Origin of the sequence: Micromonospora sp. NPDC002575, from assembly GCF_042889525.1 — a bacterium.
In the GTDB taxonomy this organism is placed as follows: Bacteria; Actinomycetota; Actinomycetes; order Mycobacteriales; family Micromonosporaceae; genus Micromonospora; species Micromonospora carbonacea.
Genome location: NZ_JBIARA010000004.1, coordinates 226,325 through 244,785, shown reverse-complemented (window position 1 = coordinate 244,785; position 18,461 = coordinate 226,325). Strand labels below are relative to the sequence as shown.

The window sequence follows — 18,461 nt, the reverse complement described above, 5'->3', positions numbered from 1 at the left end:
CGGGGTGAAGCCTGACAGCACGGCGAACCGCGTCGCCGGACTGGTCCTGGCCGCCGGGGCGGGGCGTCGCTACGGCGGTCCCAAGGCACCCGTGTTCCTCGGGCAGGCGCTCCGCGCGCTCCGGGACGGCGGGTGCGACCCGCTCATCGCGGTCCTCGGCGCCGGAGCCCGCCAGGCCCGGTCGGCCGTCGACCTGGCAGGCGTCCACGTCGTAGACAATCCGTACTGGGCCGGGGGGATGGCCTCGTCGTTACGGCTCGGCATCAACACGGCCGCCGGCCTGCCCGGAATCTCGGCCGTGTGCGTGCACTTGGTGGACATGCCCGGAGTCACCGCGGCGGCGGTGGCCCGGCTGCGGGCCCACGCCCACCCAAGCTGCCTGGCCCGCGCCTGCTACGACGGCGAGCCGGGCCACCCTGTTCTGCTGGGCCGCGACCACTGGGCGGAGGCAGCCGCGACCGCGCGGGGCGACCAGGGCGCGCGGGCGTACCTGCGCCTGCGAGCCGACCAGGTGAGTTCCATCGAGTGTGCCGACGTGGCCGCCGGCTACGACATCGACGAACAGTGACGCCGGTTCCCTCCGGTCCCGGTGCCCGGCATCAGCTGCGCCTGCGGCACCCGGCCCTTCCGCGCCCGACGACGGAACGCATCACCAGGCGGTGGACGGTGAAGGTCCACAGCCAGCCCACGGCTCTCCCCTGCGCCCGTCGCCGCACTCGGCCCGGACGCCGGCGAAGCTGCCCGCCGCCCGCCAGGTAGGTGTCCGAGGTGCTGCCGGACAGGCTCCGGACCACCGGCAACTGGCCGCGCCACTCTGCGGCCATTCCTGACCGGGGTGGCGGCAAGCACTCACAGGTCGAGGCAGGAAATCCGACGATATCCACACAAGCAGCGGCAGTTGGGCAAGTTGGTGTATTTCTTCAGTTCAAGCGGTGGGCCGGGGGCAGCACCATGCGAACCGCGCCGCCACGATCGCCGGCGACCCGCTGCCCCTAGGTTTGCCCAGCTGACGGGCGTCGGGCAATGCTCGATGACCTCGACTTGCCGACCCATACGATTCGCCTCGCCCGTGCGTGATGTCGGCTGAGGCTCGCGGGGATCAGGCGATCTGACGGAGGTCGCTGCCGTAGTCGAAGATGATCCGCATCCGGGCGCCGAGCGCTCGTGCGTACCGGCCGAGGGTCGCCACCTCGTTGGCGTCCAGGTCGCCGTTCTCGATCTGGCTCACCCGACCGGGCGTGACTCCCATCAGCTCGGCCACCTGCCGCTGGGTGAGACCGAGACGCCTGCGCTCCTCGGCGATGATCCAGACCCCAATCAGCCCAACCGCCAGCCGGTTGCCATGACCTGGACCGCTTCGACCCCGTCTGGTCGGCAACGAGACAGCCCTGGTGACGCCAGAAGCTGGAAAGGTAGAACATCTCGTTCTACACTTTATCCATGGAGCGCATCGGTGTCCGGGAGCTGAACCAGAACACGAGCCAGGTGCTGGCTCGGGTGAGCGGCGGCGAAACCATCGAGATCACCGATCGCGGGCACCCGATCGCCCGACTTGTTCCAGTAGGGGACGACCGGTCGACGCTAGCCAGGCTGGTAGCTGCGGGGCGGGCCGTCGCCCCCACCGGCGGCGGTCCTGTTCCGCTTCCGCCGAAGCTCGGCGACGAGGATGTGGACGTAGCCGCCACGCTCGCCGCGATGCGGGACGAGGAGCGCTGGTGATCTACCTCGACTCCGCCGCCGTCGTCAAGTTGGTTCGGCAGGAGGCATGCAGTGCCGACCTGGTCTCCTGGCTCAACGCTCACGACGACGTGCCGCTGGTCTCCTCCGCGCTCGTCGAGGTGGAAGTGCCCAGAGCGTTACGCCGGTCGGCTCCGCAAGCCTTGATCGGCGTGCCGGCGGCAGTCGGACGGCTCTTTCGACTGGAGATCGACAGCACGATCCGCGCAACCGCAGCCGCGTTCGATGAGCCGACCCTGCGCAGCCTCGACGCCATCCATCTGGCCACCGCCCAGCTTCTGACCAACGAGTCCGGAACGGCACTCATCGCCTTCGTCACCTACGACCGGCGACTGCTCGAATGCGCCAAGGAAGCAGGACTGCCCACAGCAAGCCCCGGCCAGAACTGACCCACGAGTCCACCACCCTGGGTGTGCAGCACGGCAGTAGGACCACGGCGTCGGCCATGGCCTGCGACTTCGCCGCGCCGGCCCCCTCCGTTTGGGTATCCGTTTCGGTGGGCCGCCTGGGACTCGAACCCAGAACCTAAGGATTAAAAGTCCTCAGCTCTGCCATTGAGCTAACGGCCCGCTGGGCCACAGATTACCCGAACTCCTTCGTCGAGTCGGGTTCGCCTGAGGCTCGCCCTTCGACGCCGGTGTAACTGACCGTGCTGGTGACCGCAGATCGTCCGGCGCTCGGCGCAACCTCCGAGGAGGCGACGCGGCTGCTGACCGAGCACCAACGACGAGACACCCCGTCCTTCCCGTACTACCTGGCCCCCGCGCAACTCACCGCAGAGGCCGGCCAAGGACTCGTCGCCCCCGCCGAACGGCCACCTCCAACCGGAAACGCCTGCCCGGAGAGGCGATCGACACGCTCAGCGGCGCAGTCGGCTCGCTCGCATCTGTCGGGAAAGGCCACAGGCCGCCCGCCTATTCGCGCTCGGTGCTGCCCCCAGGGCGTCGTCGCCCCGGGGCCGGTGGTGAGTGTGTCAGGTCAGCGCTCCCGGCGACGGCGGGCGTGCCGATCATGGCGGTGACCATCGCCGATGCGGCGAGGGCCCCCAGGGCACTCCTCACTGTGGCCGTCCTCGATTGGCGAGGCGCGCCGGTGAGGGGGGAGAGGGGGATCGCCGTGCGCGTTGCCTCAGACGCCGCGTCAGTCGGGGGGCGCTGCCGGCCGCGTGGGCGGTGTTCCGTCGAGCCGTGCCCGGACGGTAGCCGCTTCGGAGACGCCAAGCTCCTCGAGGATCGTGAGCGCTTGCCGCCACGCACGTCCGGCCGCCTCCGGCGAGCCGTCTGCCTGGTGGGTGTCGCCCAGATGGACCAGCATCTCCGCCTCGTTGTTCCGCTCACCGATCCGGCGGATGAGGGCCAGCGCGCGCCGGTAGGCGGTGACTGCTTCCCCGTACTGCCGGAGCCCGTGGTGGGCGAAGCCGATACTGTCCCAGGCCTGGGCCTGCCCCAGCCGGTCTCCGACGGCCCGCGTCAGGTCGAGGGCGCGGGCGCAGGAGGCGAGCGCGACCTCGTAGTCGCCGAGCAACGCATGCTGCCAGCCCAGCCCGTTGTACGCGCGGGCCTGCCCGGGACGGTGACCGGCACGCTCGAAGAGTTCCAGCGCCCGCCGGGTGTGCTCCAACGCTGCCCGGTACTCGCCGTTCCGTTCGCAGAGCAGGCTGAGGTGGAACCGTACGTAGCCCTCGTCGATGGGCCGGTCGGCGGCGGCGAAGTTCCTCAGGGCCCGGTCGAAGTGGATGCGGGCTCGGATTCGGCGGTTGTCAATGCTGCTGTAGGCGCGGCCGAGTCCGCGATGGGCGTAGCCCAGGGCCAGCGGGTCGCCGATCCGCCGTGCCGCGGCCAGTGCCACCCGTTGCAGGGCGGCCCACTGGTGGCGGGTCACCTGGCGGTACAGCATCGGTTCGAACGCCCACGTCAGTTGCCAGGCACGGGCGTGGAAGCCGGACCGAGCGGCGCCGTGGATCGCCGCGACCAAGGTGTTTACCTCGGCCGCACACCAGTCCAGTGCGGCGGCTTCGTCGCTGAAGGCGGCCACGGTCACCCCTTCGCCGGGCGGCGGAATGGCGATGGTGTGACGCTGGGGGTCCAGTATCCGGCTGGCAGCGTAGGCGGTGTGGAGCAGATGGTCGAGAAGCCGACCCTGCGCCACCCGTCGACGCGCTTCGGGATCGGTGGCCCGGGCCAGCTCCATCGCATAGGCGCGCAGCAGGTCGTGCGTGCGGTACCGGTCAGGATGGGGCGACGTGACGAGATGCGCGCGGGTTAGTTCCGCGAGGGCCGGCCGGACCTGCTGCACGGGTACGCCCGCGAGGCTGGCGGCGGCGGCCACCGTGAAGTCGGGACCAGGGTGCAGCCCCAGCGTCCGGAACAGGTACGCAGCGGTCGGGCTCAGCCGTCGATAGGACCAGGAGAAGGCGGTACGGACGTCGGCGCCGTCCGTGCCGGTGGACAGCCTGTCGAGCACCGCGGGGCCGGTCCGTAACTGCGCGGCGAGGGCGGCGAGTGGTTCGTCGGGGCGGGCGGCTGCGCTGGCGGCGGCGATGGCCAGGGCCAGGGGTAGCCGGGCGCACCGGTCGACGATCTCCGCCACGGCTGCGGGTTCCTCTGCCGCCCGGCGGGTGCCGAGTCGGGACGCGAACAGGTCCGCCGCGTCGGTGGAGGACGGCAACTCCAGCCTGAGCGTCAGCGCGCCCTCGCCCACGACCAGGCCGGTCATCTGGTTGCGGCTGATCACCAGAGCCAGGCAGGAGGGGCCGCCGGGCAATAGCGGGCGGACTTGGCCGGGGTCACGCCCGTTGTCCAGCACCACCAGCACCCGACGGTCGGCCAGCATGCTGCGGTAGAGCGCGACGCGCGTGGACAGGTCGTCCGGCAGCCGGTGGGGGTCGGTGCCCAGCGCGATGAGGAAGCCCCGCAGGGCGTTCTCGGGGGAGACCTGGGTGCCGTTCGTGTCGAAGCCGCCCAGGTCGACGTAGAGCTGACCGTCGGGGAACCGGCCGCCGGCCCGGTGTGCCCACCACAGCGCGACCGTGGTCTTGCCGACACCGGCGGTACCGTCGATCACGACCACGGAGGCCGACCCGTCCGGCTTCCCGCAGCTTGCGGCGGCCCTGTCGAGGGTGGCCAGTTCGGCCGCCCGGCCCACCAGGTGTCGGGCGACCGGGGGGAGCTGCCGGGGCACCGGCCACTGGCGGGATGCCGTGGGCGGGCGGGAACCGGTGCCACCCGGCGGGGTACGCCTGCGCTGGAAGGCGTACTCCAGCACCGCGTACCGGGGTCGCCAGGTCTCCTCGATGCCGGTACGCAGGGACAGCCGGGACAGCCGGTTGTGTGCCCGTGCGTGGTCGTGGAAGCACTCCACCAGGCGACGCACCACGTCCCAGTCCGGTGGCCGGCGGACCGTGCCGTTGAGGATCGCGCCCACCTGGCTCTTACCGAGACCGACCCGGGCGCTCACCACCCGCAGGCTCGGTCCCTGCGCCTGCGTCCAGAGCAGACGCAGATCGGCGCAGAGATCACGAAGCATCTCGTCTGGCTCCTCGGCGGGCACGGGCGTCATCCTTCCGCTCGCTCGCTGGCGGAGTCGGCCGCTGGCTGTCCGGTGCCGTCCGGCCGGGGCGGTCGGCAGCGTGCACCCGACCAGCGGCATCACGGTACCGCGACGCAGACCGTCCGCTCCGGACACTCACCGTCACCGATGCAGTCGACCCTGAATGGTCCCGACGAGAGGGAGTAGGAATGACAAGAGGTAAGACGAGGTCCCGGGGCCGACCGGTGCGCGTCCTGCTGGCCGCCCTGCTATCCATCGTGGTGGTAGCGCCCGCCGGCGTTCGACCGGCGAACGCCGCGATCGGGTGGACCCAGGTGATCACCGCAGCGATCAGTGCGATCAGCTCGTGGGTGAACGCCGGTAACACCCAGGCAGCGATCGAGGAGGCGACCCGGCAGATCCTGGGCGCGGTCAACTCGGCCAAGAGCGAGATCCTGGCGCAGATCCAGACGATCACGGTGGCGCAGACGCGGGCCTGCGCCAACCATGCCGTGATCGAGTTCGCCGACATCGAGCGGATGACGCCGGACAACATGCAGCGGTTCGCCCAGGACGCCACCGGCTGCGCGGTGTTGATCGAGAGCATGATCCCCGCCCTGACCGACCCGGCGAGCGTGGACCAGCTCGGTTTCGCGATGAACATCGTGGCGCCGATCGCCCTGGTGGCCCGGTCCCGGACCGGCCTGACCACCGACGGGCTGAAGAACACCCTGCGCTCGGCCAACACTCAGGTGGCGTCGAAGATCTGGGCATCGGTGCGCTGCGGCTCCCCCTGGTCCCCCGACTTGGACCCGGAGCTGCCTCCGCCCCGCAAGGGTCAGTTCGTCACGTTCTATTTCGACTGCTGGTCGTACAACGGCTCGGCGTTTGGGTACGTGGAGGTCGTCTGGCCCGACCCCATTCCGGACAGCGCCTGGGATGCGGTTATGACAGACGCCACCAGTAACACCAGCCGGGCGATCGCCGTCGCGGTGTTGCCCATGCTGGGAGGCTGACAAGGGACGGCGCTCCCGCGCACGGTCAGTCCCGTGCCGGGCACCTGTCACACCTGCCTCGTCGGTGTGGCAGGTGCCCGCCGATCGGACTGTCGCACGAGCAGGGCGAAATGGGCACGTTCGGGTGCTCGGACGTCGGGGAGCTGGCATGGAACCCCTCGGACCGGCACGGAAGTCGGGCCCCTGCCCCGGTCGCAGGCTGCCTCATAACCGGCACCTCCTACGACGAAGCCACCGCCTGGACCAGCCTCCAACCCAATCTTTGACAAACAGGAACATGGGATGTCTGCCGCGAGCGTCGGTGGAGCACATGGCGGTGCGCTCGCCGATGCCGAACAGGGAGGCCAGGTGCAGCGCGTCCGGGCCGTGGTAGAGGGCCTTTTCGAGCTGTCGGTTCCTGCTGATCGCCTCTTCCCGAGGCTCCGTGGCGGCGGTGCTGATTCACGCCACTGTGCTCGGCGTTGTCCTCACCTGGCTGCCGGCGCCCGTGAGTGAGCTGGAATCAGCACCTCGACGACCAGTCCACCGCCATCGCGTGGCCGGGCGGTGGCATGGCCGTCGCAGGCATCGGCGATGGCGCGCACGATGGACAGTCCCAGCCCGGCTCCGTCGGTGCGCCCGGTCCGCTCGGCGCGCCGGTAGAACGGCTCGAACAGGCGGTCCGCCTCGTCGGCGGCGATCACCGGGCCGGTGTTGCTGACGGTCAGGCGTCCATCCGTGTCGAGTTCGACGAAAGCCTGCCCGCCGGGCCGGTTGTAGCGCAGCGCATTGTCCACAAGGTTGTGTACCAGTTGAGCCAGCAGCAACGGATCGCCGGACACAGTGCAGCGGGAGGGCACGTCGATCCGCAGCCGGGGACCACCCGGCGCGGCGGTGGCCGCCGACTCTGCCGCTGCCTGGCGGACGATCTCGTCGAGTTCGACGGCCTCCCGCCGGCGCCGGCCATGCTCGCCGCGCGCCAGGGTGAGCAGGCCGTTAATGAGCGCGATGCACCGGTCGTTGTTGCGCAGTAGCTCCTCGCGGACGCGGTTGATCCGCGCCGGGTCCTTGGTGGCCAGGCCGACCTGCAGCGTTGTGCGGGCCACGGTGAGCGGGGTTCGCAGCTCGTGGGAGGCGTTGGCGATGAACCGGGCCTGGGCGCTGAACGCTTCTTCGAGTCGGTTGAGCAGGTCGTCGAAGGTGTCGGAGAGCTCTTTGATCTCGTCGGCCGGCCCCTGTACGGCGATTCGCTCGTGCAGGTTCGCCGTCGAGATGCGCCGTGTCTGTGCGGTCATCAGGTGGACCCGGTGGAGTACCCGCCCGGTGACCCACCAGGCCAACAGCCCGGCAATGGCAGTCATCACGACCAATGCCACGATCCACTGGGTCAGCAGCGTGCTCAGCGCCTCGTCCCTCCTGACGGCGATCGCATCCAGGTTTCTCGTGGAGGCGGTCCTCTGCGCCGGTCCGGCCGCCCACACCGTGTCGCCGGGCACGTCGTTCGCCTTGATCGCGACCGCGATCACGTTGCGATTCTGCAAGTACGCCATCGTGACGACCACCACGCCCGCGCCCAGGAAGACAGCGGTCTGCAGGACGGTGAGCCGCCATCGCAGCGTGAGGCGGCTCAGCATGCCGGGCCGGTCATCCGGTAACCGACTCCGGGCAGGGTGTCGATGACGGGTGGTTCGCCGAGCTTCGCCCGCAGCCGGTGCATCGTCACCCGCACGGCGTTGGTGAACGGGTCAGCGTTCTCGTCCCATACGGTCCGTAGCAGCTCCTCGGCGCTGACGATCGCGCCGTTCGCGGCCATGAGCATGGCCAGCACGCCGAACTCCTTGTTCGACAGGAAGATGGGCCGTCCGTCCCGCAAGACGCGCCTGTGTGCCGAGTCGAGCGTGATGTCGTCGTGACGGAGCACGGGCGGCACCGCCGGCCGGGACCGCCGGCCGAGCGCATCGAGCCGCGCGACCAGCTCGTCGAAGTCGAACGGTTTACCGAGGTAGTCGTCAGCGCCGAGGCGGAGCCCGGCAACACGGTCGTCGACCTCTGCCAGCGCGGTGAGCATCAGCACCCGAGTGCGCCCGCCCTGGTCGATGACCTGCCGGCAAACTTCGTCGCCGTGCGTGCCCGGCAGGTCCCGGTCGAGCACAACGACGTCGTAGCTGTCAGTAAGGAGTTTGTCGAGCGCGGTGGTCCCGTCGTGGGCGACGTCGACGGCCATGGCCTGCCCTCGTAGTCCCTCGGCGATGTATCCGGCCAAGGTCTCCTCATCCTCTACCACGAGTACACGCATGATCACCTCCGCGGACGCGTGGGGACATCCAGTCGAACCGTAGCGCTGACGGTGTTTCACCGGCATAACGCACGTCGGCGGTTTCCGGCGAAACGCCGGCGAAACGCCGGCCTGCGTAGAACGTTCCCTACGGCCGGCGTCTACCTGCCGGGTCACGAAGCACAGGAGCGAAACATGCGTAGGGCGAGACTGTTCCAGGCCGGGCTCGGCTTGTTGCTGGCCGCGAGTTGCGCGCTGGCGGGATGCGGCGACTCCGGCGACGTTGGTAACGGGGTTGCTAGCGGCGGCGGCAATGGGGCGGCCGCGGGCGCGTCGGCCACCGCCTCGGTGAGTCCCGACCTGGCGAAATGGACGAAGTGCCTGCGGGACAATGGCGTCGACGTGAAGGACCCGGGGCCCGACGGCGCGATCACGCTGCCAATGGACAGCCCCGCGATCCAGCAGGCGCGGGAGAAGTGCACGCAATACGAGGGCGCCGACGGAGGGTCGACCGGGATCGATCCCAACGACCCCGAGCAACAGGAGCAACAGCGGAAGTTCGCCAGGTGCATGCGGGACAACGGCATCGACTGGCCCGACCCCGATCCGAACCAGCAGGCGGTCAATGCACCGACGATCACCCCGCAGATGCGTGAGGTACTCAACAAGTGCATGAAAGTGAGCAGGGACGGTAGCAAGTGACGCAGCGACGAATCGGCCGGAGGATCTCGGTGGCACTGGTCGTGACGGTCGTCGCTGTCGGCGTGGGGGCTACCCTGTTCCTTGGTGGCCGCCAAGGTGACCCTCCGGCGCCGGTGGACAGACCCGAGTCGACGGTACCGGTGACGAAGACCGACCTCGTGGAGACCCAGCAGGTCGACGGCCAGCTCGGTTACGCCGGCACGGCGTCCGTCATCGCCGGCCGCAACACGATGGTGACGTGGCTTCCGCAGCCCGGCGACACCATCACCCGGGGGCAGCGCGTGTACGACGGGGACAACCGGCCGGTCCTGTTGCTGTACGGCAAGACCCCGTTCTGGCGCGAGCTGAGCCTTGGCGTCACCGACGACCCGGACGTGCAGATCCTGGAGGAGAACCTGCGGAGCCTCGGCTACGGCAAGAACCTGACCGTCGACAACAAGTTCACCGCCGCCACTGCAGCCGTGATCAGAAAGTGGCAGAAGGACCACGGTCTGGAGCAGACCGGCACGGTCGCGCTCGGCGACGTCGTAGTGCTGCCTGGCCCGATCCGGGTGGCCGAGGTCAAGGCCAAGACCGGCGCGCCAGCCTCTGGTGAGATCCTCACCGCGACGGGCACCGTCAAGCAGGTAACGGTCGACCTGCCGGTCACCAAGTCGGGGCTGGCGGTCAAGGAAAAGGCGGTCACCGTAGGGCTCCCCGACGGCACGACCGGCACCGGCAAGATCACCGCGGTCGGCGCCATCGTCGCGGCGGACGGCAAGGGCAACGGCCAGAACAGTGCGGGCGGTACCCCGACCATCCTGGTGACGATCGCGCTGGACGATCCGGCTGTCACCGGGACCCTTGACGGGGCGCCGGTCACGGTGAATTTCCGAGGTGAAGAGCACAAAGGAGTGCTGACTGTGCCGGTCAACGCACTGTTGGCGCTGGCCGAGGGCGGCTTCGGCGTACAGAAGGTCTCCGACGACGGCAGCAAGAGCATCGTCACCGTCGAGCTCGGTGCCTTCGCCAACAGCCGGGTCGAGATCACCGGCACCGGCGTGGTCGAGGGCATGAAGGTGACGGTTCCGGCGACATGACGACCACACGGCCGGTCATCGAGCTCGACCGGGTCACCAAGTCCTATCCGGGTGGCGTCCAGGCCCTCCGCGACGCCTCGCTGCGGATCTGGCCGGACGAGCTGACCGCCATCGTCGGGCCCTCGGGATCGGGCAAGTCCACCATGCTGCAACTGATGGGGACCCTCGACCGCCCCACCCACGGCACCGTGCGCATCCTCGGTCACGACGTGGCCACCCTCGACGACCGGCAACTCTCGGCGGTACGGGCGGCCTGGATCGGCTTCGTGTTCCAGCAGTTCCACCTCACTGCGCATCTGACGGCGGTCCAGAACGTCGCCAACGGCCTGTTCTACCACGGCATCCCGCGCCGGACACGGCTGCGCCGAGCCGCCGAGGCGCTGGACCGGGTCGGCCTCGGCCATCGGCTGAGCCACCGCCCGCACGAATTGTCCGGTGGCGAACGGCAGCGGGTGGCGATCGCCCGCGCACTGGTCGCTCGCCCTGCCATCGTGCTGGCCGACGAGCCCACCGGCGCGCTGGACTCCCGCTCCGGCGAGACAGTCATCGCGTTGCTGCACGAGCTGCACGCCGAGGGCACCACGATCACGGTCATCACCCACGACCAGGGCATCTCCCGGTCGTTCGACCGCCAGGTCGAAATCCTCGACGGCGCGATCCGCGGGGACAGCGCGGCGGAGAGTGCGACATGACGACCATCCCGCCGCTGCCCCGCACGACCCGGCTCAGTGCGGCCGACGTCGTCAGCGTCGGGCTACTCGGCCTGCGGGGCCGGCCGCTGCGCGCGGTGCTGTCCGCACTCGGCATCGCGATCGGGATTGCCGTGTTGGTCGCCGTCGTGGGCATCGGGGCGGCCAGCCAGGCCCTGCTCCTGAGCAAGATCGCCAGCCTGGGCACCAATCTGCTGACCGTCACGCCGGGCCAGAGCTTCCTCGAAGGCAAGGCCCGACTGCCGGAGGAGTCGATCGACATGGTCAAACGGATCGGCCCCGTCCTGTCGGCCAGCGCCACCGGCAACGTCGCCGATGCCACGGTCCGCCGCACCGACAAAATCGACCCCCGCGAAACCCAGGGCATCGGGGTCGTGGCAGCCCGGGAAGACCTTCTGCGCACCCTCGGCGCCGAGCTGGCCGGCGGGGTATGGCTGAACTCGGCCACCGCGAAGTACCCAGCCGTGGTCCTCGGCTCGACAAGCGCCCGGCTGCTCGGCGTCGACGGCGCGGGACAGCAGGTGTTCATCGCCGGTCAGTGGTTCACCGTGATCGGCATTCTGCAGCCGGTCGATCTCGCACCAGAACTCGACACGTCGGCGCTGGTCGGCTGGGACGTCGCCACGGGACGCCTCAGTTTCGACGGACACCCAACCCGCATCTACACTCGGTCGGTCGACGAAGCCGTGGACGCGGTACGAGCCGTGCTGCCCCGCACGGTCAACCCCAAGGACCCGATGGCGGTCAAGGTGAGCCGCCCCTCCGACGCACTCACCGCGCAACTGGCAGCCAAGAACACCTTCGGCAGCCTGCTGATCGGCCTCGGCGCGGTGTCCCTGCTCGTCGGAGGGGTCGGCGTCGCCAACACGATGATCATCTCGGTGCTGGAACGCCGGCAGGAGGTTGGCCTGCGCCGGGCCCTCGGCGCCCGGCGACGGCAGATCCGCCTGCAGTTCCTCACCGAGGCCGTGGCACTGTCCGCACTGGGCGGCCTGGCCGGAGCTGCGCTCGGCCTCGCGGTGGTCTTCGCCTACGCCATGTACCAAGGCTGGCCGCTCGTCCTCCCGCTGACCGCGATCGCCGGCGGCGTCGCCGCCTCGATCGCCATCGGGGCAATCGCCGGCCTCTACCCGGCCACCCGGGCATCACGCCTACCACCCACGGAGGCACTGGCCGCCACCTGACCCAGCCGCGCACAAAGCCAGCTGGACGCCGCGGCAGCCAACGACTGCCCGCCTGGACAGTACAACAGCTGGAGGTAGTCAGTTTCATTAGCAATGGCTGCGGCGCCGGGATTCCCCGGCGCCGCAGCACCGTTGAATGAAGAGGCCATACGTGGGACACAATTCAATTGATCGGACCAGGGGGAAGCTGCCCCACCGGATGGAATTGCCTCGTCCACACGCAAAAAAGGGGGTTCGGGAACGAGTCAGGATCGCTGGCGGGCCCGAGGCAGGAGCGGGTGATGCCGAACTCCTGACTCACGATTCCTCTTCGGCAGTCAGACGCGCGATCACCCAACGACACGACGTTCCGGACGCCGTCTTTAGCCTGCTCGCCGTGGACCCCAACAACAAGGTCCGGTTGGCAGTGGCAAAGAACCCAAGCTGTCCACCGGCAATTCTCGCGAACCTAGCGATCGACGCAGTTCTTGACGTCCGGTTTGCCGTCCTCGAAAATCCCAACGCCGACTACCAAGCACGCCAGGCGATCTGCAGGTCACCGGACGAGGACATGCGGCGACTGTTGGCCGAATCTAACTCGGTGGAAGAAGACATCAGGAACGAACTGCTCTCCGACCCGTCGGCGGCTGTACGCGCTGGCATGGCCGCTAACACCACGGCACCCCATATCCTTGCCGCGCTCATTCAAGATGCTGATGCGAAGGTCCGAGCCGGAGCCGCTCTGAATCCCCTCACCAGCACAGAACAGCGACGACGCTTGGCGCGAAACAAATCCGCGTCGGTAAGGATAGCCCTGGTTCAATCAGTCGAACTCGCAAGGGAGGACCTTGAAGTCCTCGCCACAGATCGATCTGCCAACGTCCGCTGGTGGGTGGCCACAGTGCCGGGCACTCCTATTTCCGAAAGAACCATGCCACAGCATACAAAGAGAGCATCGCTTAGTACTCCGACGCCATTTAGCTTCGGCGCTGGACGTGGCGTGGACATGGAGACGGCCACCGCGTTGATCATCGATGGTTTGTGAGAACAACCAAAGATCTCATGGCCTCCTCACTACCGCACGCGTTCATCGGGAGGGGCTGGGCGTTCGTGCTGCCGTACCTGCTCCTGCACTGCGTACGCCCACTGATCCTTCTGCCTACGCTACGCGAACACCCGCTCCGCGGCCTCTACGTCCGGTCCGTGCTGTGGCGCCTCGCCACGGCGCCGATCTGGATCGGCGGGGCCCTTGTCAGCGACACGGCCCGCGCCGCCCTGTGGGGTGTCGCGGTGGTCGTGGACATCGTCGCCGCGCAGCTCCGCTGGCCGGTACCACGGATGGGCCGGCCGCCGGTCAGCGCGTGGGCCGTGGACAGCCGCCACCATCTGCCCGAGCGATACCAGCAGTTCCTGCTGATCGCCCTCGGCGAGACCGTCCTGGCCGCCGGGATCACCTTCACCGACCAGCCGATCACCCCGGCCACGTCGGCGGCGCTGGTGGTGGCGTACCTGTCGACGGTGCTGATGTGGCGCATCTACTTCTACCGCTCCGGGCAGGTCCTCGCCGAAGCCGTCGCCGCCGCCCGGGACCGGCTCGCCGCCGGCTGGGCCACCGGCATCGCTCACGTCGTGATGGTGATCGGCATCGTCACCGTCGCCGTCGGCTACGAGATCACGCTCCGACACCCCTCCGGGCGCCCCGATCCCGTCTGGCTGTCGGTGCTCCTCGGGGGACCCGCGCTGTTCCTTTACGGCCGCATCCGACTGGAACGGGTGGTGTTCGACCGGCTGTCACTACGCCGGATCGTCGCCATCGCCGCGCTGGCCGCCGCAGCCGTGCCCCTCGCCTTCACCACGCCGCTGGTCGCCACCACCGTGGCCGCGATCGTCCTGCTGGCCGTTGCCGTCGCCGACGCGCGCCGGGCCGCCGGCCGACCGCCCGAGGCCCCGTCCCCGGCGCACTGAACGACTCGGCGTCCGCCCGTCCTGTACCGGCACTTCCCACCGCCTTGAGTACCAGCACCGCGCGGAGCTGCCACACCGTGTCGATGCGGCTGAACAGCAGTAGCAGGACGACGCCGGCTGCGGAGCCGGTGGCCATCAGGGCACGGCCGCCGTGGCGGTCAAGCCACCGGCCGACCGGCACGGCCAGCACGGTGCCGGTCAGGACGCTGGCGGTGAATGCTCCGGGACCGTCGTGGTGCTGGCATGCAGGTCGGTTATCAGGGGGATGAGCAGGACGGCGAAGGCGTATTAGAGGGTGACGGCGAGCGCGGCGACCATGGTCCGTTCGTGACGGTCCCCGCCAGCGCTGGTGAGTGGTGGTGTAGGCGTACTTGCCGCCGTTCCTGCTCATAGAGAAACGTGGCGCAACACCAACGCCCGCCACCCCGACGTACTCGCCGCCCAACGCAAGGAACGCGCCCGCATCCGCAGCGAAAAGGGCATCCGCTGGGGCGGAGGCCCCCTCAACACCGCAGCCTGACCAACCGCGAACCGCAGCTCCCGAACGCCGAAGGGGCAAGTTCAGGAGAAGGACAGCGATGGAAGGATGACTCAGGAGACGAGCGGCTTGATCTCCCCCGCGAACACGATGACCTGATCGATGAGGTTCCGTCGCAGATGGACGACGTCCGTTCCCGCCAGGCGGGGGCCTCCATCAGGCGTGGTGAAGTGCCACTGGTACCGGGCCCATTCGTCAGGCATGTCCACCGCTGAGCAGCGCACCATCGTGCCGGTTCCCGCCGGGTGGCGCCGGATGTCCAGCACGAACCGCTCGACCGCCGCGATTCCTTCGCTGCGACCCAACGGTCCCCAGAAGACCACGTCTGAGGTCAGGGCCTGGGAGAGCAGGGCAGTCACAGAGCTGTCGTCCGAGGCGCTGAACGCGGAGATGAACGTGTCGATCGCGGAGCGTGCGGTCTCTTCCTGCATGCCCTAGTAATACCAGCCGTTTCGCGTGCGCTCGTCCCACGAGCCGCCTTCTGATCACGATGAACCATCCCGGTCACAGCACTAGAGAGATAAGCTCCTTCCACCGCGCGGCCGTACATCTGTCGTTTGATCGTCTTGATGCGGTTGACGTGGCCCTCGACTGGGCCTGAGCTCCAGGGCTGGGTGAGGCCGGCGACGAGCGTCGCGGTCACTGGCCAGGCCGGCGGCGAAGCCGCGCAGTTCGGGGTAGCCGGCGCGGCGGGCACGGTCGATCCAGGCGTCGAGGTGCTGGCCGGTGCCCTGGTGGCGGACCAGCGCGGCGGCTCGTTGATCATGTCGTGAGTGCGAAGCGGTGTGGGTATCGGTCAACCTTGTCGGATGAGCGGTGGATGTTGATGGAGCCGGTGCTGACCGCTCGGCGGGCGGCACGGGTGGGGTTGGGGATCAGCCGCGGGACCACGTTCTAATCCGCTGGTGGTCGATGGCGGATGACCAGCAGGGCGATGTCGTCGTTGGGGTGTGCCTCCGCCGTGGTGACCATGATGTGGTCGCACAACGTCTCGGCTGGCCCGGACTGTACGGAGTCGGCGAGCCGTTCGATCCCGGTGTCGATCAGTTCGTTGCGGCGTTCGACCAGTCCGTCGGTGTAGAAGACGAGCGCCGCACCCGGCGGTAGGTCCAGGACGGTGGTGCGGCGATTGGCCACCGGTCGGCCCACACCGAGTGGCCGGTCCACCGCAAGTTTGACGAGTTGGGTGGGTTGGCCGGGGGCGGCCAGCAGCGGTGGCAGATGTCCGGCGCAGGAGAGGTGCACGGTGGCGCGGTCGGGGGCGATGAGGGCGTAGACGGCGGTGGTGAGGGTGCCCGCTTCGAAGTGGTGGATCTTGCGGTCGAGGGAGGTCAGCGCTTGGGCGGGATCGTCGGAGCCGAGGGCGTAGGCGCGTAGCGCGCTGCGGATACGGCCCATGACGACGGCGGATGGCAGCCCGTGGCCGGAGACGTCGCCGATGACGGCGCCCAGCCAGCCCGAGGGCAACGTGAACACGTCGTACCAGTCGCCGCCGATGCCCAGGTCGTGGCCGGGAATGTACCGGGCGGCCAGGTCCAGGCCGGGGATGTCGGGTAGCCGGCCCGGTAGCAGGCTGCGTTGCAGGGCCAGCGCTGCCTGCCGGTCGAGGACCTGCGCCCGGGCCTGACCCGCGAGGCCGGCACGATCGGCGACGAGCTGCAACAGCTGCACGTCGTCGGGACCGAACCGCCGCAGGGCCAGGGAGCCGACGTGGAGTACGCCGACGAGGTTGCCGTTGACCAGCATGGGCACGCCCAGCAGGGCACGAATGCCCGCGGCGAGCAGGATGGGGTTGACCACGTCGTCGGGCTTGACGTCGTAGATCGTGACCGGCGCGCGCGTCGCCGCCACCCGCCCGGCGAAACCGCGTCCGACCCGGACGCGGAAACCGCGACGTACCTCCTCCTCCAGGCCCTTGGCCGCTGTCGCGACAAGCTCGTCGGTGTGTTCTTCCAGCAGCAGGATGGTGGCGGTATCGACCTTGAGCAGGTCACGGACCCGTTCCAGGAGTTCGTCGAGCAACTCGGCGATGTTCAGCACCGACAGGGCGGCGTCGGTGATCGCCTCGATGCGACGCAGCCGCTCCTCGTTCGTCATTAGCTCGACGTCGGCCACCCAGGAAGCCTAGTGCGTCGTCCATGAACGTTCACCGGGTCGATGACACGCCGGGCGACGTGCGTTCGGATGAGGTGGTGAGGCTCACTCTCGGCGGCGGTGATGTAGGCCGTTGAGAGTGAGGTGGGTGGATTCGCCGAGCCGGTACGGGCGCGGTGGTTGACGCAGGACGAGGGCCGCAGGCTCCAACAACTCGTGCGACGAGGCAAGCACGACTCGGTCCGGGTCCGACGGGCGATGATCGTCATGGCGTCGGCGTCCGGGACACCTGTCACGTCGATCGCTCGGCTGGTCGCCGCGACGGCGGTTGACGCCGCCCGGCGTGTTCCCGACCCGGTGAACGTTCATGGACAACGCACTAGACGCAGGCACACCGCCGATGGCACGCCAGGAGCGAGATCAACAGTGTCGCGCCGCTGGCGTGGGGTACCTTTTCATGTCACATCGATGCATTTGGCGGCCGGTGACCCTCTTCCAAGAACCATCGTTCGTCGCACCACCGGTAAGGTCACCGGCCTTCGCGTCCGACCGGAGGGGAGTAGTGGCGAACCCACCGTTGGGCCAGGATGCCCCCACCGTCGGGAAGCCCCTGTTCTCGACGTCGTTCACCCTCACAGCTCTGACCCGCGTCCGTCACGAGGTTGAGGCGGTCAGTCGCCGGTGCGGCCTCGACCACGACGAGCTTGAGAACTGGGTCGTTGCAGTCAACGAATTGATGATCAACGTGATTCGGCACGGGGGTGGCAACGGCAGCGTACGCCTACTCCTCGGCGGCCCCCTCATCTGCGAAGTTGCCGACCAGGGGCGGGGCTTCAACACTGCTCACTACTTTCCGCGCGCCGAACGACCGCCCCTGTCGCACGCTGGAGGATTGGGCCTATGGATCGTCGGGCAAATGGCCGACTACCTCCTCGTCGACAGCGGACCCGCAGGCACCATCATCCGCATCGCGGCACGCACCCGCGACGCTGTCCGATAGCCGCCTCCACCCTGGCGACGGCTCGGGAAAGCACTTCTCCGAGAGCCAGCTCGGGATGCCAGCCGGTGAGGCGAACCACCCGACATAACTGGCGCGTACAGCACTCAAGCGGGTGGCTGTGCGGCGGTGGGTGTTCCGTGGGTGATCGGATGCCAGCGACCCTGGACGGATTCCACGCCCAGAATCTGGATTTCCACTGCCATTAACGACGAACTTGGCGAACGTAATGGGTAATGACTGCCCTGACCTGCTGATACTTTGCAGTACCCTCCTGGATTCGAAGGCGAGAATCGGGACGAAGAGCTGTACGCTCAGTAGCGGGGAGAGAAAAGATACACGCTTGGGATTAAAAGTCCTCAGCTCTGCCATTGAGCTAACGGCCCGCTGAGCCACAGATTACCCGAATGCCTCCTCCGGGTCGGGTCCACCCGCGGGCAACCCTGGCCGAGGGTGGCCAGCCGTGCTGGAAGCCGTAGACGCCTTCCAGTCCTACGTGACGATCGCCCACGACGGCTCGCGAGCACCCGCCCAGGGGATCTACGACTGCCTCGCCGCCCGACGCAGCCTCCGCCTGGCTGATCGGCCGCAGGTACTTAAGGCAGGGCCCGGGTTTGGCGGTACGGTCCGCCCTTCGGGCAACGTGGCTGCGGGCCGCCGTGGGGACGGGCTCGGGAT

18 protein-coding genes, 1 tRNA gene and 1 pseudogene are annotated in these 18,461 nt (G+C 68.8%); 13 read left to right on the top strand and 7 right to left on the bottom strand.

All coding sequences use genetic code 11. The features are described 5' to 3' along the window. Positions 1-4 precede the first annotated feature (4 nt). Positions 5-568, top strand: a complete 564-nt coding sequence (locus tag ACFYWL_RS08860) for an NTP transferase domain-containing protein (RefSeq protein WP_386969359.1) — start codon at positions 5-7, stop codon at positions 566-568. A 531-nt stretch (positions 569-1,099) separates the two neighbouring features. Here ACFYWL_RS08860 and ACFYWL_RS08855 read toward each other — a convergent pair. Next, entirely contained in the window at positions 1,100-1,378 is a 279-nt protein-coding gene (locus ACFYWL_RS08855) for a helix-turn-helix domain-containing protein (RefSeq protein WP_386969356.1), read from the bottom strand. Between the two features lie 62 nt (positions 1,379-1,440). On the opposite strand from ACFYWL_RS08855, the gene ACFYWL_RS08850 reads away from it, so the two are divergent. Together ACFYWL_RS08850 and ACFYWL_RS08845 are read left to right on the top strand one after the other, a co-directional pair. Further along, entirely contained in the window at positions 1,441-1,719 is a 279-nt protein-coding gene (locus ACFYWL_RS08850) for a type II toxin-antitoxin system Phd/YefM family antitoxin (protein WP_386969353.1), read from the top strand. Beyond that, entirely contained in the window at positions 1,716-2,126 is a 411-nt protein-coding gene (locus tag ACFYWL_RS08845; protein ID WP_386969350.1) for a type II toxin-antitoxin system VapC family toxin, read from the top strand. The genes ACFYWL_RS08850 and ACFYWL_RS08845 overlap by 4 nt, the downstream gene beginning before the upstream one ends. A 108-nt stretch (positions 2,127-2,234) precedes the next feature. Here the strand turns inward: ACFYWL_RS08845 and ACFYWL_RS08840 are convergent. After that, positions 2,235-2,306, bottom strand: a tRNA-Lys gene (locus ACFYWL_RS08840). Between the two features lie 571 nt (positions 2,307-2,877). Then, positions 2,878-5,262 carry a tetratricopeptide repeat protein gene (locus ACFYWL_RS08835; RefSeq protein WP_386969347.1) on the bottom strand — a complete coding sequence of 795 codons (2,385 nt, stop codon included), beginning with the start codon at positions 5,260-5,262 and terminating at the stop codon, positions 2,878-2,880. A 248-nt stretch (positions 5,263-5,510) separates the two neighbouring features. Here ACFYWL_RS08835 and ACFYWL_RS08830 point away from each other — a divergent pair, with 248 nt between their 5' ends. Next, positions 5,511-6,281, top strand: coding sequence for a hypothetical protein (locus ACFYWL_RS08830; protein WP_386969344.1), 771 nt, complete (start codon positions 5,511-5,513; stop codon positions 6,279-6,281). Positions 6,282-6,748: 467 nt separating this feature from the next. On the opposite strand, the gene ACFYWL_RS08825 is transcribed toward ACFYWL_RS08830, so the two are convergent. Together ACFYWL_RS08825 and ACFYWL_RS08820 are read right to left on the bottom strand one after the other, a co-directional pair. Then, positions 6,749-7,894, bottom strand: a complete 1,146-nt coding sequence (locus ACFYWL_RS08825; protein ID WP_386969342.1) for a sensor histidine kinase — start codon at positions 7,892-7,894, stop codon at positions 6,749-6,751. Next, positions 7,888-8,556: a response regulator transcription factor gene (locus tag ACFYWL_RS08820; protein ID WP_386969339.1), complete on the bottom strand. Its 669-nt coding sequence runs from the start codon at positions 8,554-8,556 to the stop codon at positions 7,888-7,890. Before ACFYWL_RS08820 ends, ACFYWL_RS08825 begins: the two co-directional genes overlap by 7 nt. Before the next feature lie 174 nt (positions 8,557-8,730). Between ACFYWL_RS08820 and ACFYWL_RS08815 the strand changes: the two genes are divergently transcribed. The 7 genes and pseudogenes from ACFYWL_RS08815 to ACFYWL_RS08785 form a co-directional block, all read left to right on the top strand. Next, the gene (locus ACFYWL_RS08815) at positions 8,731-9,237 is read left to right on the top strand and encodes a hypothetical protein (RefSeq protein WP_386969336.1); all 507 of its coding nucleotides are present in this window, start codon (positions 8,731-8,733) and stop codon (positions 9,235-9,237) included. 29 nt (positions 9,238-9,266) lie between these two features. Then, a complete protein-coding gene (locus tag ACFYWL_RS08810; RefSeq protein WP_386969334.1) occupies positions 9,267-10,316 on the top strand; it encodes a peptidoglycan-binding protein in 1,050 nt (349 codons plus the stop codon). Continuing rightward, the gene (locus ACFYWL_RS08805; protein ID WP_386969331.1) at positions 10,313-11,008 is read left to right on the top strand and encodes an ABC transporter ATP-binding protein; all 696 of its coding nucleotides are present in this window, start codon (positions 10,313-10,315) and stop codon (positions 11,006-11,008) included. Before ACFYWL_RS08810 ends, ACFYWL_RS08805 begins: the two co-directional genes overlap by 4 nt. After that, positions 11,005-12,210, top strand: a complete 1,206-nt coding sequence (locus ACFYWL_RS08800; protein ID WP_386969330.1) for an ABC transporter permease — start codon at positions 11,005-11,007, stop codon at positions 12,208-12,210. Before ACFYWL_RS08805 ends, ACFYWL_RS08800 begins: the two co-directional genes overlap by 4 nt. 376 nt (positions 12,211-12,586) lie before the next feature. Beyond that, entirely contained in the window at positions 12,587-13,234 is a 648-nt protein-coding gene (locus tag ACFYWL_RS08795) for a hypothetical protein (protein ID WP_386969327.1), read from the top strand. Positions 13,235-13,251: 17 nt separating this feature from the next. Beyond that, positions 13,252-14,154: a low temperature requirement protein A gene (locus ACFYWL_RS08790; RefSeq protein ID WP_386969325.1), complete on the top strand. Its 903-nt coding sequence runs from the start codon at positions 13,252-13,254 to the stop codon at positions 14,152-14,154. Positions 14,155-14,554: 400 nt separating this feature from the next. Further along, a pseudogene (locus ACFYWL_RS08785) lies at positions 14,555-14,674 on the top strand (integrase); the annotation flags it as partial. Positions 14,675-14,745: 71 nt separating this feature from the next. Here the strand turns inward: ACFYWL_RS08785 and ACFYWL_RS08780 are convergent. After that, positions 14,746-15,123 (bottom strand): nuclear transport factor 2 family protein, encoded by a 378-nt coding sequence (locus ACFYWL_RS08780; protein WP_386969322.1) that lies wholly within the window; start codon positions 15,121-15,123, stop codon positions 14,746-14,748. 183 nt (positions 15,124-15,306) lie between these two features. Between ACFYWL_RS08780 and ACFYWL_RS08775 the strand changes: the two genes are divergently transcribed. After that, entirely contained in the window at positions 15,307-15,465 is a 159-nt protein-coding gene (locus ACFYWL_RS08775) for a hypothetical protein (RefSeq protein WP_386969807.1), read from the top strand. A gap of 121 nt (positions 15,466-15,586) precedes the next feature. Here ACFYWL_RS08775 and ACFYWL_RS08770 read toward each other — a convergent pair whose 3' ends face one another. Continuing rightward, entirely contained in the window at positions 15,587-16,807 is a 1,221-nt protein-coding gene (locus ACFYWL_RS08770; protein ID WP_386969319.1) for a PP2C family protein-serine/threonine phosphatase, read from the bottom strand. Between the two features lie 541 nt (positions 16,808-17,348). Here ACFYWL_RS08770 and ACFYWL_RS08765 point away from each other — a divergent pair. Then, complete coding sequence (locus ACFYWL_RS08765; protein WP_386969317.1) at positions 17,349-17,786, top strand: ATP-binding protein; 438 nt, start codon at positions 17,349-17,351, stop codon at positions 17,784-17,786. The last annotated feature ends 675 nt before the right edge of the window (positions 17,787-18,461 follow it).

Coding starts and splice junctions, on each gene's coding strand:
- ACFYWL_RS08850 (WP_386969353.1), top strand. CDS start 1,441: ATGGAGCGCATCGGTGTCCGGGAGCTGAACCAGAACACGAGCCAGGTG.
- ACFYWL_RS08835 (WP_386969347.1), bottom strand. CDS start 5,262: ATGCTTCGTGATCTCTGCGCCGATCTGCGTCTGCTCTGGACGCAGGCG.
- ACFYWL_RS08825 (WP_386969342.1), bottom strand. CDS start 7,894: ATGCTGAGCCGCCTCACGCTGCGATGGCGGCTCACCGTCCTGCAGACC.
- ACFYWL_RS08820 (WP_386969339.1), bottom strand. CDS start 8,556: ATGCGTGTACTCGTGGTAGAGGATGAGGAGACCTTGGCCGGATACATC.
- ACFYWL_RS08815 (WP_386969336.1), top strand. CDS start 8,731: ATGCGTAGGGCGAGACTGTTCCAGGCCGGGCTCGGCTTGTTGCTGGCC.
- ACFYWL_RS08805 (WP_386969331.1), top strand. CDS start 10,313: ATGACGACCACACGGCCGGTCATCGAGCTCGACCGGGTCACCAAGTCC.
- ACFYWL_RS08800 (WP_386969330.1), top strand. CDS start 11,005: ATGACGACCATCCCGCCGCTGCCCCGCACGACCCGGCTCAGTGCGGCC.
- ACFYWL_RS08790 (WP_386969325.1), top strand. CDS start 13,252: ATGGCCTCCTCACTACCGCACGCGTTCATCGGGAGGGGCTGGGCGTTC.
- ACFYWL_RS08780 (WP_386969322.1), bottom strand. CDS start 15,123: ATGCAGGAAGAGACCGCACGCTCCGCGATCGACACGTTCATCTCCGCG.